Origin of the sequence: Bordetella genomosp. 13 (genome assembly GCF_007679965.1) — a bacterium.
Classification (GTDB): Bacteria; Pseudomonadota; Gammaproteobacteria; order Burkholderiales; family Burkholderiaceae_B; genus Bordetella.
Window position 1 is genome coordinate 17,789 of record NZ_VEHL01000010.1, and the last position, 13,698, is coordinate 31,486.

Annotated in this window: 14 protein-coding genes and 1 pseudogene; 7 read left to right on the forward strand and 8 right to left on the reverse strand. The window is 69.9% G+C overall.

All coding sequences use genetic code 11. The features are described 5' to 3' along the window. The first annotated feature begins 93 nt into the window (after positions 1-93). Entirely contained in the window at positions 94-1,032 is a 939-nt protein-coding gene (locus tag FS845_RS21640; protein WP_144639232.1) for a DMT family transporter, read from the forward strand. A 104-nt stretch (positions 1,033-1,136) separates the two neighbouring features. Here FS845_RS21640 and ribA read toward each other — a convergent pair whose 3' ends face one another. Continuing rightward, complete coding sequence (gene ribA / locus FS845_RS21645) at positions 1,137-1,721, reverse strand: GTP cyclohydrolase II (protein ID WP_260986413.1); 585 nt, start codon at positions 1,719-1,721, stop codon at positions 1,137-1,139. Positions 1,722-2,078: 357 nt separating this feature from the next. Between ribA and FS845_RS26965 the strand changes: the two are divergent. Together FS845_RS26965 and FS845_RS21655 are read left to right on the forward strand one after the other, a co-directional pair. Continuing rightward, a pseudogene (locus FS845_RS26965) lies at positions 2,079-2,192 on the forward strand (AzlD family protein); the annotation flags it as partial. A gap of 7 nt (positions 2,193-2,199) precedes the next feature. Further along, positions 2,200-3,015, forward strand: coding sequence for an alpha/beta fold hydrolase (locus FS845_RS21655; RefSeq protein ID WP_144639236.1), 816 nt, complete (start codon positions 2,200-2,202; stop codon positions 3,013-3,015). A 277-nt stretch (positions 3,016-3,292) separates the two neighbouring features. Here the strand turns inward: FS845_RS21655 and FS845_RS21660 are convergent, their stop codons facing one another. The 5 genes from FS845_RS21660 to FS845_RS21680 form a co-directional block, all read right to left on the reverse strand. Further along, positions 3,293-3,685 (reverse strand): Rieske (2Fe-2S) protein, encoded by a 393-nt coding sequence (locus tag FS845_RS21660; protein WP_144639238.1) that lies wholly within the window; start codon positions 3,683-3,685, stop codon positions 3,293-3,295. Between the two features lie 113 nt (positions 3,686-3,798). Continuing rightward, entirely contained in the window at positions 3,799-5,553 is a 1,755-nt protein-coding gene (locus FS845_RS21665; protein WP_222130015.1) for an AMP-binding protein, read from the reverse strand. Then, a complete protein-coding gene (locus FS845_RS21670; protein WP_144639240.1) occupies positions 5,550-6,368 on the reverse strand; it encodes an alpha/beta fold hydrolase in 819 nt (272 codons plus the stop codon). The genes FS845_RS21665 and FS845_RS21670 overlap by 4 nt, the downstream gene beginning before the upstream one ends. Further along, positions 6,365-7,240 (reverse strand): MaoC family dehydratase, encoded by an 876-nt coding sequence (locus FS845_RS21675; protein WP_144639242.1) that lies wholly within the window; start codon positions 7,238-7,240, stop codon positions 6,365-6,367. Before FS845_RS21675 ends, FS845_RS21670 begins: the two co-directional genes overlap by 4 nt. Continuing rightward, positions 7,233-8,141 (reverse strand): oxaloacetate decarboxylase, encoded by a 909-nt coding sequence (locus FS845_RS21680; RefSeq protein WP_144639243.1) that lies wholly within the window; start codon positions 8,139-8,141, stop codon positions 7,233-7,235. The genes FS845_RS21675 and FS845_RS21680 overlap by 8 nt, the downstream gene beginning before the upstream one ends. A gap of 233 nt (positions 8,142-8,374) precedes the next feature. Here FS845_RS21680 and FS845_RS21685 point away from each other — a divergent pair, with 233 nt between their 5' ends. The 4 genes from FS845_RS21685 (at position 8,375) to FS845_RS21700 (ending at position 12,579) form a co-directional block, all read left to right on the forward strand. Next, positions 8,375-9,307 carry a LysR family transcriptional regulator gene (locus tag FS845_RS21685; protein ID WP_186332372.1) on the forward strand — a complete coding sequence of 311 codons (933 nt, stop codon included), beginning with the start codon at positions 8,375-8,377 and terminating at the stop codon, positions 9,305-9,307. A gap of 124 nt (positions 9,308-9,431) precedes the next feature. Then, positions 9,432-10,394, forward strand: a complete 963-nt coding sequence (locus tag FS845_RS21690; RefSeq protein ID WP_186332373.1) for a Bug family tripartite tricarboxylate transporter substrate binding protein — start codon at positions 9,432-9,434, stop codon at positions 10,392-10,394. 126 nt (positions 10,395-10,520) lie between these two features. Further along, entirely contained in the window at positions 10,521-11,744 is a 1,224-nt protein-coding gene (gene chrA / locus FS845_RS21695) for a chromate efflux transporter (protein WP_144639249.1), read from the forward strand. A gap of 178 nt (positions 11,745-11,922) precedes the next feature. Continuing rightward, on the forward strand, positions 11,923-12,579 hold the full coding sequence (locus tag FS845_RS21700) for a hypothetical protein (protein ID WP_144639251.1): 657 nt from the start codon (positions 11,923-11,925) through the stop codon (positions 12,577-12,579). On the opposite strand, the gene FS845_RS21705 is transcribed toward FS845_RS21700, so the two are convergent. Then, on the reverse strand, positions 12,576-13,250 hold the full coding sequence (locus FS845_RS21705; RefSeq protein ID WP_144639253.1) for a class I SAM-dependent methyltransferase: 675 nt from the start codon (positions 13,248-13,250) through the stop codon (positions 12,576-12,578). The genes FS845_RS21700 and FS845_RS21705 overlap by 4 nt on opposite strands. A gap of 126 nt (positions 13,251-13,376) precedes the next feature. Then, positions 13,377-13,685 carry a DUF4148 domain-containing protein gene (locus FS845_RS21710; RefSeq protein ID WP_144639255.1) on the reverse strand — a complete coding sequence of 103 codons (309 nt, stop codon included), beginning with the start codon at positions 13,683-13,685 and terminating at the stop codon, positions 13,377-13,379. Between the last annotated feature and the right edge of the window lie 13 nt (positions 13,686-13,698).

Here is a 13,698-nt window from a genome sequence, read left to right on the forward strand (position 1 = left end):
CGCTTGCCGCCCGTCCGCCGCGACAGGGTATTCTTGCGCCCTTGCGGGGCGACCGCTCCGCAGGCAACCCCACTGGGCACCGGATTTTTTCATATGGGCATCGACAAGGGCCGCAAGGCGGACGCATTCGGCTGGCTGATCCTCGTTCTGCCGCCCCTGTTCTGGGCCGGCAACTTCATCGTGGGGCGGGCCGTGCGCGCGGACGTGCCGCCGATGATGCTGGCATTCGCCCGGCACGTGATCGCCTTCGCCTGCCTGCTGCCCTTCGGCTGGGCCGCCATCCGGCAGGACTGGCGGCAGTATTGGAGCTTGCGCTGGCTGCTGGTGCGCACCGGGCTGTCCGGCCTGGCAGCGTTCAACGTGCTGGTGTATCTGGGCCTGCACTACACCACGGCGGCCAACGGGCAACTGCTGAATTCGACCATTCCGGTGCTGGTCCTGGCGCTGGCGGCGCTGTTCTTCGGCCAGAAACTCGCGGCGCGGCAGGTCTGCGGGCTGGCGTTGAGCTGCGTCGGCGTGCTGACCATCATCACCCACGGCGACCTGCGCGGCCTGCTGACGCTGTCGTTCTCGCAAGGCGACCTGATCGTGTTCGCGGCCATGGTGTCGTTCGCGCTGTACTCGCTGTGGCTGCGCGCCCTGCCGCCCAGCCTGAGCAGGATCGGCGTGCTGAGCGTGCAGCTGGGCATCGCCGCCGTCGCGCTGCTGCCGATTGCCGCCGCCGAATACCTGGCCGGCGCCCGCGCCACCTGGAACGTGATGACCGTGTCGGCGGTGCTGTACGTCGGCGTGGTGGCCTCGCTGCTGGCCAACCTGCTCTACACGATCGGCGTGGCGCGCGTCGGCCCGGCCAAGGCCTCGCTGTTCATCCACCTGCTGCCGGTGTACGGCTCATTGATGGCGGTGGGATTCCTGGGCGAGTCGCTGCACGCTTACCATGGGATCGGCATCGCGGTGATCATCGCCGGGTTGGCGCTGTCGCGCACCGCGAATGCCGGCGACAAGGCGGCAGCCGGCACGCGCAACCCATAGGTTCGGGCCGCTGCTACAAGCGCCGCCGTCGTTCGAAGGGCGCCGCGTGCAACGCCGCCGCGGCCGGCGCGGCGGGGACAAGCTGCCGCCACGTCCTTCAGTGCCTATTTCTTGTCTTCGCCGTCCATGCGCAGCAGATGCCCGGTGCGGTCGATCTTCGCCCGCAGATAGGCCAGGTTGTGCTGGTTGGCGTGCACGCCCGTCAGGCGGCACTTGGCCACCTCGATGCCCAGCCGTTCCAGCTGCTGCTTCTTGTCGGGGTTGTTGGTGACCAGCTCGATGCGGGTGACCCCCAAGGCCTTGAGCATCTGCGCGGCCGAGGTGTAGTCGCGGTCGTCCAGGCCGTGGCCCAATTCCAGGTTGGCCGCATAGGTGTCTCGCCCCTGTTCCTGCAGGCGGTACGCATCCAGCTTGGAATACAGGCCGATGCCGCGGCCTTCCTGGCGCAGGTAAAGCAGATAACCGCCCTCCTGCTTCAGCACCTTCAGCGCCTCCTGCAACTGCGGGCCGCAGTCGCAGCGCAGCGAGCCGAAGACGTCGCCCGTCAGGCACTCGGAATGCAGCCGCACCACGGGCACCGCGGTCGGCTCGCCGAACCGCAGCGCGAAGTGGTCCTTGCCGTCGCTCAGGCCGTTGAAGCTGTATGCCAGGGCGAGGGCCTCGGAACCATCCGCCAGGCGGATGGGCAATTGAACCGTCGCGCGCAGCGACGCGGCGGGCTGGGAGGCTGTGGAAGAAGGAGATACGGCGTTCAAAACGGAAAACCAACTTGAAAGAATGTCAGGCACCTGGGATGCGGAACGTCCTGCGGGCTCCAGCATAGTGGAATGCCGGCGGCGCTGCCCGATACACCCTGCCCGCGCCAGGGATGGAAATCGATTCCATGGGCCATTTTCGCAGAAGAAAGGGATGGGGATGCCCGCGGGCCGGACAGCCGTCACTGAACGGTGCTCTGGCCACACTGGCCTGGAATCGCCAGACCAGAACCGCGTGGCCCATTGGGCAAGCATCCGCATGGCAAGCGCCGCACCTTCCTGCCCCCCACCGCCGACCTGGCCGCGCCCGGCCTAAACTTGCTGGCGGCCACGCGATTGCCTATGCTGCCGACGGTGCTTATCGGCGTGGCGGCGGCGGGACTGCCGCGGCATTACATGGGATGAGAAGGCGATGTCCACGATCCAGACCAACGACTACAGAATCCAGACCGACCAGGGTGGGCTTTTCGTGCGGCGCTGGAGCCCCGGCGCCGACGGCTTCGGCGCCGAGCCGCCCATCGTCCTGCTGCACGACTCGCTGGGCTGCGTGGAGCTGTGGCGCGACTTCCCCGCCCATCTGGCAGCGGCCACCGGCCGCGACGTGATCGCCTACGACCGCCTGGGTTTCGGCCGTTCGGATCCGCATCCCGGCACGCTGCCGCCGCTGCATTTCATCCGGAACGAGGCGGACGAGGGCTTTCGCAGCGTGCGCGAGGCCCTGGCGCTGGAGCGCTTCGTCCTGTTCGGACACAGCGTGGGCGGCGGCATGGCGGTGGCGTGCGCGGCGCGCTATCCGTCGGCCTGCGCGGGTCTGATCTCGGAGTCGGCCCAGATGTATGCCGAAGACCGCACCTTGAACGGCATCCGCGAGGCGAAGCAGGCGTTTTCCGACCCCGTCCAGGTGCAGCGCCTGGCGAAATACCATGGCGACAAGGCCGAATGGGTGCTGCACGCCTGGATCGATTCGTGGCTGGCGCCGGAGTTCGCCAGCTGGAGCCTGGACGAGGAATTGGGACAGGTGCGCAGTCCGGTCCTGTCGCTGCACGGGGACACCGACGAATACGGATCCGTCGATCACCCGGCACGCATTGCCAGCCTGGCCCCCGGCGACGTGACGGTGCACATCCTGCCGGCGTGCGGGCACGTGCCGCATCGCGAACAGGAGGACGTCGTGCTCGAACACATACTGGCGTGGCCCGTGATCGGCAGGACGGCCATCGCCCGGTAATCGTCCGGCAGGGCATGGCGCTGCCTGCCCGGCGGGCGCATCGATAAACCTTCGTGCTGCGCACTCCGGTATTCGCCCTTGGGGCGGCCCGGCGGGCTCATCGATAAACCTTCGTGCCGCGCACTCCGGTATTCGCCCTTGGGGCGGCCCGGCGGGCTCATCGATAAACCTTCGTGCTGCGCACTCCGGTATTCGCCCTTGGGGCGGCCCGGCGGGCTCATCGGTAAACCTTCGTGCTGCGCACTCCGGTATTCGCCCTTGGGGCGGCCCGGCGGGCTCATGACGCTGCCTGCCCTGCCGGCCGGATGCGTTCGTCCGGCAGCCAGTACACGACGCCGCCCTCTTCTTCCTGGCGCTCCTCGACCGACACCGCGCTCAGGTTTCCCTTCATGTTGAGCCCGCCCATGCAGGCGCCCGTGTCCGGCGCGAAGGTGGCGCCATGCCGCGCGCACATCAGCAGGTCGCCCTCGCGCGTGAAGAAGCTGCCTTCCCAGTCGATGGCCACGCCCATGTGCAGGCAGCGGTTCAGGTAGCCATACACCCGGCCCTGGTAGCGCACGAAGAACACGGTCGTGGGGCCACGGCGATCCTGGGCCGGCACCTTGATGCCCAGACCGCCGTCCACCAGTTGGTCGCTGCGGCACACGCGCACCGCGGTTGGTTCGGTCATGCGATATTCCTTTGCATTGCGCGGCCGCCGCAGCGGGGATTTCCGCCGCGGGACGGTGCCGGACGGCACGCCGCTGTCGATGCCGGTGATCGTACCGCCTTTGCCGCCATGCCTCATCGTGCGGGCCGTGGCGGGACGTCCAATCTCGCCAGCCGCCGCGCCAGGTCGCGCAATTCGGCGTTCCTGATCTTGATCCCGTTGACGCCCGAAGTGGTCGGCATGGCGTCCAGCACGTGCACGCTGCGCGGCACCTTGTATCGGGCCAGCCGGTCGGCGCACCAGGCCGCCAAGGCGTCGGGCCGTACCGACGCCCCTTGCCTCAGCGTGACGAAGGCCACGGCCTCGGTCTGCCCGTCGGCCAGCTGGATGCCGACGACCTTGGCCACGTCCACGGCGTCGTGCGCCGCCAGGCGCTGCTCGATCTCCGCGGGCTCGACCAGGAATCCCTTCAGGCGCAGCACGTCGCCCGCGCGGCAGACGTATTCGAACGCGCCGTCGGCATGGACCACGCCCAGGTCGCCGGTACGGAACCAGCCTTCATCATCCCATTGCAGGACGCGCAGATCCGGGGCGCCGAGATAGGCGTCCACGACGTTGTAGCCGCGAAAACGCAACTCGCCGCAGGCGCCGGCCTCCATGACCTGACCGGTATCGGGATCCACGCATCGCACGTCGATGCCCGGCGACACCGGCATGCCGCCGCCGCCCCATCGCCGCGGGGCCGCGACGGATTCGGACCAGAACGCAGCCAGCGCGAACACTTCGGACGAGCCGTATACGCCACAGGCCACCACGCCGAAGGTGTGCTCCGCCCATTGCGCCAGGGTCTGCGACGCGCCGTTGAAGTCCGCGATGAACAGTCGGCGCCACCGCGGCAGGCCCGGCCTGCGCGCCTGCCAGGCCTGCGCCAGCCGACCCACGATGTCGTCCGCGCCTACCACGTGGGTGACGCCGAAGCGCGCCATGTCCTGGACAATGGCGTCGGGATCGAAGGTCGGCTGCAACAGGCAGGCGCCGCCCGTCGCCAGGGCCGTGACGGCCGGCACGAACGAGAACACGCCCGTAAGCGGCAAGGCGCACAGCGTCACATCGCCGGGCCGCCAATCACCCCGCTCGGCCACGGCGCGGGCGTGCTGGACCACCGCGCGCGCCGTATGGGCCGCCAGCTTGGGACGGCCAGTGGAGCCGGAAGTGGTGAAAGCGACCACCAGCGCGTCGGGATGGTGCATGGCCGCGGGCGCGTCTGGTCGGCCTTCCTCCGCGCCCAGCGCAGTTGCAGGCGCGCACGCGTCGCGCAGGGCAGTTCCGGGCGGTCGCGTCGCGACAAGTCCCGGCTCGACCGGCGCGTCGGCAATCCAGGCGCCGCCACCCACGTCGTAATCGTGCAGCACCTCGGCGTGCGGACGGACGCCGTGCGGCCCAGCCACCACGGCGACGGATGGGGCGGGCGCGGTGGACAGCGCCGTCGCGCGGCGCAGCCGTTCGTCCAGATCCAGCCGCGCGAAGCCATGCGCGATGGCCAGCACCCTGGGGCGGGCATGGTTCAGCACGTGGACCACTTCCTCCACGTTGTAGCGCGTATTGATGCCGATCACGTGGGCCCCGAGCGAGGCCGCGGCGAATTGCCACACCAGGCTGTCCGACCAGTTGGGCAGCCATACGCCGACGCAATCGCCCTGGCCCAGCCCGCGCTCGGCCAGCGCATGCCGCAGGTTCAGCACGCGGCGCCACAGCTGGCCGTACGAGACACGGATGCCTTCGATCTCGCCCATGCCCGCGTCGATGGCGGCGGTGGCATCCGGGTCGCGCCGCATCGCGGTTTCAAGCAGGCACGGCAATGACAGATCCGGCGTGGCCATGCCGATCATCGTGATGCTCCTTCCAGTTGCTTGAGCCAGCCATCGATGTGCCCGGCTGCGTCATCGAGCTCTTCCATCGGATAGTGGCCGATGCCGTCCAGCAGCGTAAACCTCGCGCCGGGAATGGCCTGGGCGGCGCCGCGAGCGCGCTCGGCATCCATCCACAGGTCGTCGCTGCCCACCACCATGTGGACCGGGCAGGCGATCCCGCCCAGCGCCGCGATGCGGTCGAAGCGCGCCCAGCCGATCAGGTCGGACGTCGACACCTCGGGATCTTCGCGACGATGCATCCGCGCGATGGCGGCCGCCCGCGACTCCGGCACCTTGCGGCCCACCACGGCCAACGTGCCCAGATAGGTGCGGTCCGACCGGCTGGGCGCGGCCGCGTCCACCAGTTCCCGCTCCAGCCCACGCGCCATGGACTCGCCTGCCTGGCGCGGCAGCCCTGCGTCCGCCGCCATGGCCACCACGCCGGCCAGGCGCTGGCCGCGCCGCAAGGCCAGGTCCAGCGCGATCTTGCCGCCGATGGAGCAGCCCACGACGTAGGGATCGCGAAGACCCAGCCGATCGATCAGGCTCTCGCACCAGGCCGCGTAGAGACCCAGATCGCGCACGGGCCCGGCCAATGCGGGATCGGAGCGCCCATGCCCCGGCAGGTCTGGCACGATGACCTGATAGCCCCGTTGCGCCAGCCCGCCGGCCGCCCGCTTCCACTGCCAGCCGCCCTGCCCGGCCGTGTGCAGGCACAGCACGGGCCGGCCCTCGCCCCAGTGCTCGACGTAGGCGTCGGCGCCGTCGATCTCGATGTATCGGGCGCCTATCATGTCCAACTCCTTTCCTGGAATTCCGCACGCGCTGCCGCCGCCAGCAAGGCCATCGTGCGCGTATGCCGCACGTATTCGTAGGCCTCGCCGCGCACCGAGAACGCGCCCTGCATGGCCAGCCGCATGAAGTCGTCCGACGCGCTGCTGACCAGCCACGCCCAGGCCAGGTCGCTGGCCTTCACAGTGAAGGTCGGTCCGTTCGGCATCCGCGGGCCCGCCTCGATGATCCTTCCGCGATAGATGCGCAGGGCCGTCTCGGCGCCATCGCCCTCCAGCCCGATGGCGCCGTCCCAGGTCGAGGTCGCGGCCTGGAAGGCGGGATCGGCTTCGAGCCGCAGCGCCAGCCGCTGAGCCCACGCGCGCGTCAGCAGCTCCTGCCCGACGCAGCGCCGGCTGCCGCGCGCCCGCACCATGACCGCGCTGGTGCCTTCCTGCACGAGGGCGCCGTGCTGGTTCAGCACGCGCACGTGCCGGCCGACGATGCCGCGCCCACCCGACGAGGCGCGGCGGCAGGCGGTGATGGTCACGTCGTAGCGCACCCTGTCGCCTGCATACACGGGCGCCAGGTAGCGCCAGTGGGTGTCCAGCAGCGCGATGGTGGCGTCGCGCGCCATGCCGCTGCGAAATACCCAGCCGAAGAATCCCGCCAACCCCAGCGGGCCATGCGCAAGCGGCGCCGGATGTCCCTGGCCAGCCGCGCAGCCGGCGTCGACGTGCAGCGGATGGCGGTCTCCCGACACGGCCGCGAAGTCCAGCAGGTCCTGCGCGCTGATCTCGCGGCCCTCGTCGGTGAAACGCTGCCCCAGGCTGAAGTCCTCGAAATCGCGCAGGGATGCCGGATCGGGATGCGATGCGCGGGCGGCGTCATCCATGGTTCAACCCGGACCATACGGAGAAATCCACCAGCTCGACCCATTCCTTGAACGGCATCGACATCGATTCGAAGCTGTTGCAGTCGCCGGTCTCGCGGAACATCTTCGCCGCGGTCGCCAGCGCCTGCATCATCACGGTCTGGAACGTGGCGCCCACCGTCAGCAGGCTGTAGCCCAACGCGTGATAGTCGGCGGCGCTGCGGGATTTCTCCTTCTTGCCCTCCGCCCCCGTGCGCCCCTGCGCGCGGTCGCCGGCGATGGACTGCGACAGCGGGCCCGAGAAGGCCGCGCGGGCCCGCGCCAAGTGGTCGTCGTGGAATACCCGCGGCCAGACGATGTCCGCGCCGGCCTCTTTCCACAACTGGAAACGACGCAGGCTTTCGTCGAAGGCTTCCTCCTTGTCCTGGAACGCCACGGACGACGTGGCGCCCGAGCGCACCATGATCAGGAAGTCGTCGCTGTCGCGCCGGTCGCAGATCGCTTTGATCTTGTCGGCGATGGACTCGGCGGACATCAGCACCGGCAGGTACGGCGGCAGCCAGGGACACTTGTCGTCGCCATAGTCGTCGATGTGGATGCAGGCCGCGCCGGCGCGTTCGAACTCGCGCGCCCAGTGCGCCGCGCTGGCGATGTCGCGCTCGCTGCCGTAGCCCGACTCGAAATCCACGATGAGCGGGATGTCGATGTGGCCGGCGATGTTGAAGATGCGGTCGCGGGTTTCCGCGGCGGACAGCAGCCCGATGTCGGGCAGGCCGACGGAGGCCGCCAGCTGCGATGAGCCCAGCTTGACCGCGTCCAGCCCGGCGCGTTCTTCGATGATGGCGGACAGCGCGTCCCATACCCCGCCACACAGCACCATGTCGCCTTTTCCAAGCTTGTCGGCCAGGTCCGATTTCGCCATGTCGTGTCTTCCTTTTCCGTTGGAGTCAGATCGGCCCGCACCCCGGTCCGCGCGCGGCGCCGCGCCGCGCCGCGAAGCGAGCCCGGAACAGGCCCACTCAGGTAGTCTAGGTAGCGCGACCCCGAGGCGTTATGGCGATTCGGCACGCGTGCTGTGCCGGATCGCGAAGACCGCCGTACCGGCATGCGCGCAATGTCGCGCGCCGCCCGCGCCCGCGCCGTACAATCGCCAGCATGTCCGGATGGAAACCCGACCTGCTGTCGCTGCGGCTGTACGTCGCCGCGTGCGACGAAGAAAGCATCACCCGCGCCGCCGAGCGCGAGGCCATGGTGCCGTCCGCCGTCAGCAAGCGCATCGCCGAGATCGAGTCGGCCACAGGCGTGGCCCTGCTGGTGCGCACCGCCCGCGGCGTTCATCCCACGCCGGCAGGCCTGGCCCTCCTCGGCCAGGCCCGCCAGCTCGTGCTGGGCGCGGAAAAGCTTCAGGTCGAAATAGCCGAATATGCGCAAGGCATACGCGGACACGTGCGGCTGTACGCCAACATCTCGTCCATCATCGAGTTCCTGCCGCGCGACATCAGCCGTTTTCTGGAACTGCATCCCGCCATCCGGGTCGACCTGCAGGAGCGCACCAGCACCTCCATCATCGAGGCCGTGCGCAACGGCAGCGCCGACGTGGGCATCTGCCTGGCCATCGGCGACCTGACCGACCTGGACACCTACCCCTACGCCACCGACCGCCTGGCCGTGGTGACCCACGCGGCACATCCGCTGGCGAGCCGCGCGTCCCTGCGCTTCGAGGACACGCTGGACTACGACTTCGTCGCGCTCAATCCGGACAGCCGCACCACCCGCCAGCTCTCCGGCATTGCTGCGCGCCTGGGGCGGCCATTGAACTACCGGGTCTACGTGGGCGCCTTCGAGGCGGCCTGCCACATCATCGGCGAGCGCATCGCCATCGGCATCCTGGCGGCCGACGCGATCAAGCGGCACGCCGCGTCGCTGAACCTGCGGGTGATCCCTCTGGAAGAGGATTGGGCGCGGCGCGAGATCGCGCTGTGCGCCAAGCCGCACGCGGGCCTCGCGCCCGCCGCCCGCGCGCTGCACGACTTCCTGCGCGAGCGCGCCGCCGAACGCGGTGTTCTCCAAACGGAACAGCAGCGCTGACGAAGCATCACAGCGCGGCGCGCCGGTTTTCCTATTCTTGATCTGCCAGGGCAGAAATCCGATGCGGCGGCCGACGCGGCGCCGGGCCTGCCCGGGGCACATAACGATAGAAACAGGAGACTCGATGTCGCGACGATCTTTCCTCGCCGGCTCGCTGGGCGTCATGCTTGCAGGCGCCGGGGCGCGGGCGCGCGCGCAGGGCTGGCCCGCCAATCCCATCAAGCTGATCGTGGGCTATCCGCCAGGCGGCCCGGTGGACAACATCGCCCGCCTGACCATGCCGTTCGTCGGCAAGATACTCGGCCAATCCATCGTCATCGAGAACAAGCCCGGCGCCGCGGGTGGGATGGGCGTGGCCAGCACGCTGCGCGCCGATCCCGACGGCTACACCTTCGGCATCGGCGTACTGGGGCTGTTCGCCATCTCGCCACACATCGCCGAGCCGATGTTCAAGCTGGAGGACGTCAACTACGTGACCATGCTGACCCGGAGCCCGCATGTGTTCGTGGTCAACCCCGAGCGCGGCATTGCCGACCTGCCGGCCTTCGTAGCGGCCGCGCGCAAGACTCCCGGCAAGCTCAACTACGGCTCGCCGGGCTATGGCAGCACCACGCACCTGGACGTGGAACTGCTGCTGCAGGCCGCGAAGATAGATGTGCTGCACGTGCCGTACAAGGGCGGCTCGGCCGCGATGAACGCGCTGCTGGGCGACGAAGTGCAGATGCTGTCCGTGGAGATCTCGGCCGCACTGCCGCTACAGCAGAAGGTGCGCATCGCCGCCATCATGGCGGACAAGCGGTCGCCCCTGCTGCCCGACGTGCCCACCACCGTGGAACTGGGCTATCCCAGCGTGATCGCCAGTTCGATGTACGGCGTTATCGCGCCGCCGAAGACGCCCGATGCCATCATGGCGAAATTCCGCGCCGCCGTGCACCAGGCGCTGGCCATGCCGGAGGTGCGCGACCAGCTGTTGCGCCAGGGCCAGGCGCCGTCGCCCTCCACCGCCGAGGAATACCGCAAGCTGATGGCGGACGAGTCCGCCCGCTGGGCTGGGATCATCAAGACGCGCGGCATCAAGGTGAGCTGATCGTAAGGACAGGCTGCGCCAGGCCCAGGCGCTGACCCGCGTGGCGCCCTCGGCGAGAACAGGCGCTTCCCGCCGTCATGGATCATCGGCGACAATCCGCCCGTTCCATGACGCGGCGGGCCCAGCATGACCGACCTCCAGACGCAACATTCCGGCGCCGTCCGGCCCGATCGCCCGGGCTCGGCGCTGGAGGTGCTGGGCGCCTTCCTGAAGCTGGGCCTGACCTCCTTCGGCGGTCCCGTTGCGCACCTCGGCTACTTCCGCACCGAGTTCGTCGAGCGCCGCCGGTGGCTGGACGACCAGGCTTATTCCGACCTGGTCGCCGTGTGCCAGTTCCTGCCCGGCCCGGCCAGCAGCCAGGTCGGCATCGCGCTGGGCCTGGGCCGCGCGGGCTGGCTCGGCGCGCTGGCCGCATGGACGGGCTTCACGCTGCCATCGGCCGTGCTGCTGGTGCTGTTCGCGTTCGGGGTCGAACGCTGGGCGGGGCTGGCGACGTCGGGCTTCATCCACGGTTTGAAGGTCGCCGCCGTCGCGGTGGTGGCCCAGGCCGTGTGGGGCATGGCGAAGTCGCTGTGCCCGGACCGCTTGCGCGCGGGCCTGGCCATCGGCGCGGCCTTGCTGGTGCTGGCCGTGCCCGGTGCATGGGGCCAGGTGGGCGCCATCGTCGCGGGCGGATTGATCGGACGCTGGGCGCTGCGCCTGGACAGCCTGCCGCCCCGGCGGCATCGGGACTACGGCATCTCGCGCCGCACCGGCGCGCTGCTGCTGGCATTGTTCGGCGCGCTGCTGGTCGTGTTGCCGCTGCTGGCCGCCGGCAGCGGCACGCTGCTGCTGCCGGCCATCGCCACCGTCTACCGATCGGGCGCCCTGGTGTTCGGCGGCGGCCACGTGGTGCTGCCGCTGCTGCAGGCCGGCGTGGTTCAGACGGGCTGGGTCGGCAACGACGTCTTCCTGGCGGGCTATGGCGCCGCCCAGGCCGTCCCCGGTCCCCTGTTCACGTTCGCGGCCTATCTGGGCGCGGTCATGCCCGCGCCGCTGGGCGGCTGGACGGGCGCGGCGGTGCTGCTGCTGGCGATGTTCGCGCCGGCATTCCTGCTGGTGGCCGGCGCGCTGCCTTTCTGGGAGGCCCTGCGCCAGCGGGCCGGCGTGCAGCGCGCGCTGGCGGGCATCAATGCCGCCGTGGTCGGCCTGCTGGCCGCGGCGCTCTACGATCCGGTCTGGACCAGCGCCATCCACGGCCGGGCGGACTTCGGATTGGCCCTGGCCGCCTTCGGCCTGCTGGTATACGGCCGGCTGTCGCCCGTCATCGTGGTCGCGCTGGCGGCGGCGGCCGGCGGATGGCTGGCATGAGCCCGCCGGGCCGCCCCAAGGGCGAATACCGGAGTGCGAAGCACGGAGGTTCGTTCATCCGCCCGCCGGGCCGCCCCAAGGGCGAATACCGGAGTGCGCAGCACGGAGGTTCGTTCACCACCTCGGCCACCACGCGCAGGCGCACAATGGCGGTATCCCTTACGACTGAAGACCTCCCGTGCTGAACCGTATCATTGCCCTCGTGGGCGCCATGCTGCTTTGCCTTGCCTCGGGCGCCCACGGCGCCCAGGCGCCCGCCGACCCGCCCGCCGACCCACCCAAGGCCGAGATCGACGCGCTCAAGCAGGGCTATGCCGCGCTGCAGGCGCAGCAACCGGACGCTGCCGTGCAGGCGTTCCGCGGCCTGTCCACGTCCGCCAATCCGGACATGGCGGCGCTGGCCCTCGAAGGCCTGGGGCATGCCTACCGGCAGAAGCGGGACTATTCGAAGACGGTCGTGGCGTTCGAGAAATCGCTGGCCCTGCCCACCACGATGCCGCGCGACCTGCCCGCGATCCACCAGCAGATCGGCATGGCGGCCGTGCTGGCCGGGCACTACGGCACGGCCGTCACGCACCTGGAGTCCTGGAAGGCGTCGTGGACCGCCCGCGAACCCAGCAAGTCCTACGACCATGCGCCCGGCATCCTGGTCTACCTGGCCGCCGCGCAGGCCGAGCAACGCGATTACCCGCAGGCCCGTCAGGCCATCAGGCAATCGCTCGAGCTGAAGCCGTCGGATGGCGCCAAGGCAATCCAGGCCGCCATCGAGCGCGCCGCGAAGGCCGGCAAGGCCAGCCCCGGCGCCGTCGCCGGGCTGCTCCATCCCGGTTCCTAGGCGCCGCGCGCCACCCAGCCGCGGAACGTCAGGGCCGCGTAGAACAGGGCGATGTCGGTGAAACCGGCCTCGCGCAGCAGCATCTCCTCGTCGGCCGGCGACAGCAGCGGCAGGTGCTGCGCCATGGCCCGCGCGGACGCCGCCGCCTGCCCCAGGTCGAACGCGTCGCCCTCCGCCGCAAAGGCCACGGACCGCGCCAGCCAGGGCAAGGCGCCGCCCGGCTGCGGCGCGGTGTGGTGCGCGACGACCAGCGCGGCGCCCGGCGCCAGGCGCCGGCGCAGTTCGCGCAGCGCATGCAGACGTTCCGGCCTGGGCAGGAAATGCAGCGTCAGCAGGCAGACGGCGCCATGGAACGGCCCCTCGGGCGCATCGTCCACATAGCCATGCACCAGCGAGGCCTGGGACGCCATAGGGCCCAGCGTCTGCCGGGCCAGCTCGAGCATGGCATCGGAGGGATCGACGCCGACCAGGCGCCATTGCGGCCGGGCGCCGGCGAACGCCTTCAATTCCAGCCCGCCGCCCGCACCGAGCACCAGGATCCGCGCGTCGGCCGGCGCCGTCTCGGACAGCAGCAGCAAGGCCATGCGATGCAGGTCGGCCAGGCCCGGCACCTTGCGCGGCGTGTCCGCGGCATAGCGGGCGACTGCCGCGGGGTCGTTGAATCTCTGCATGCAGGCCTCTGGAAAGGATCGACGGACATCGGCGCGGAGCGGCGCCGGATGGCGTCGCGCCACTCATGTAACTTATGATGATTCATGAGTGGCGGCCTGTCAATCCACGGACGTATCGCGCGAGCTTCAGCCGTGCGCGTCCGGCTGCGATTGCGACGGCGCCTGCGCCTGCCGGTTCGCCTGGGTCAGCCGCAGATACTCGGCATACTTCGCGCGGTACGCGGTGCTGTAGACGTCGGGCGTGTCGTCGGATTGCCATTCCTGCTCCAGGCCCGCCTGCTGCCATGCGCGCAGGTCGCGCACCACGTCGGCGCGCGACAGCGTGCTCTGGCTCGGCGGCACGACGGTGGCTTCCTGGGCTTGCGCGGCGCCTGCGGCCAGCAGCGACAGCAGCATGGCGGGAACGATCTTCTTCAGGATTCGGGCTTTCATCATGGTGTACCTCTAC

Coding starts and splice junctions, on each gene's coding strand:
- FS845_RS21640 (WP_144639232.1), top strand. CDS start 94: ATGGGCATCGACAAGGGCCGCAAGGCGGACGCATTCGGCTGGCTGATC.
- FS845_RS21655 (WP_144639236.1), top strand. CDS start 2,200: ATGTCCACGATCCAGACCAACGACTACAGAATCCAGACCGACCAGGGT.
- FS845_RS21660 (WP_144639238.1), bottom strand. CDS start 3,685: ATGACCGAACCAACCGCGGTGCGCGTGTGCCGCAGCGACCAACTGGTG.
- FS845_RS21665 (WP_222130015.1), bottom strand. CDS start 5,553: ATGATCGGCATGGCCACGCCGGATCTGTCATTGCCGTGCCTGCTTGAA.
- FS845_RS21670 (WP_144639240.1), bottom strand. CDS start 6,368: ATGATAGGCGCCCGATACATCGAGATCGACGGCGCCGACGCCTACGTC.
- FS845_RS21675 (WP_144639242.1), bottom strand. CDS start 7,240: ATGGATGACGCCGCCCGCGCATCGCATCCCGATCCGGCATCCCTGCGC.
- FS845_RS21680 (WP_144639243.1), bottom strand. CDS start 8,141: ATGGCGAAATCGGACCTGGCCGACAAGCTTGGAAAAGGCGACATGGTG.
- FS845_RS21685 (WP_186332372.1), top strand. CDS start 8,375: ATGTCCGGATGGAAACCCGACCTGCTGTCGCTGCGGCTGTACGTCGCC.
- FS845_RS21690 (WP_186332373.1), top strand. CDS start 9,432: ATGTCGCGACGATCTTTCCTCGCCGGCTCGCTGGGCGTCATGCTTGCA.
- chrA (WP_144639249.1), top strand. CDS start 10,521: ATGACCGACCTCCAGACGCAACATTCCGGCGCCGTCCGGCCCGATCGC.
- FS845_RS21705 (WP_144639253.1), bottom strand. CDS start 13,250: ATGCAGAGATTCAACGACCCCGCGGCAGTCGCCCGCTATGCCGCGGAC.
- FS845_RS21710 (WP_144639255.1), bottom strand. CDS start 13,685: ATGATGAAAGCCCGAATCCTGAAGAAGATCGTTCCCGCCATGCTGCTG.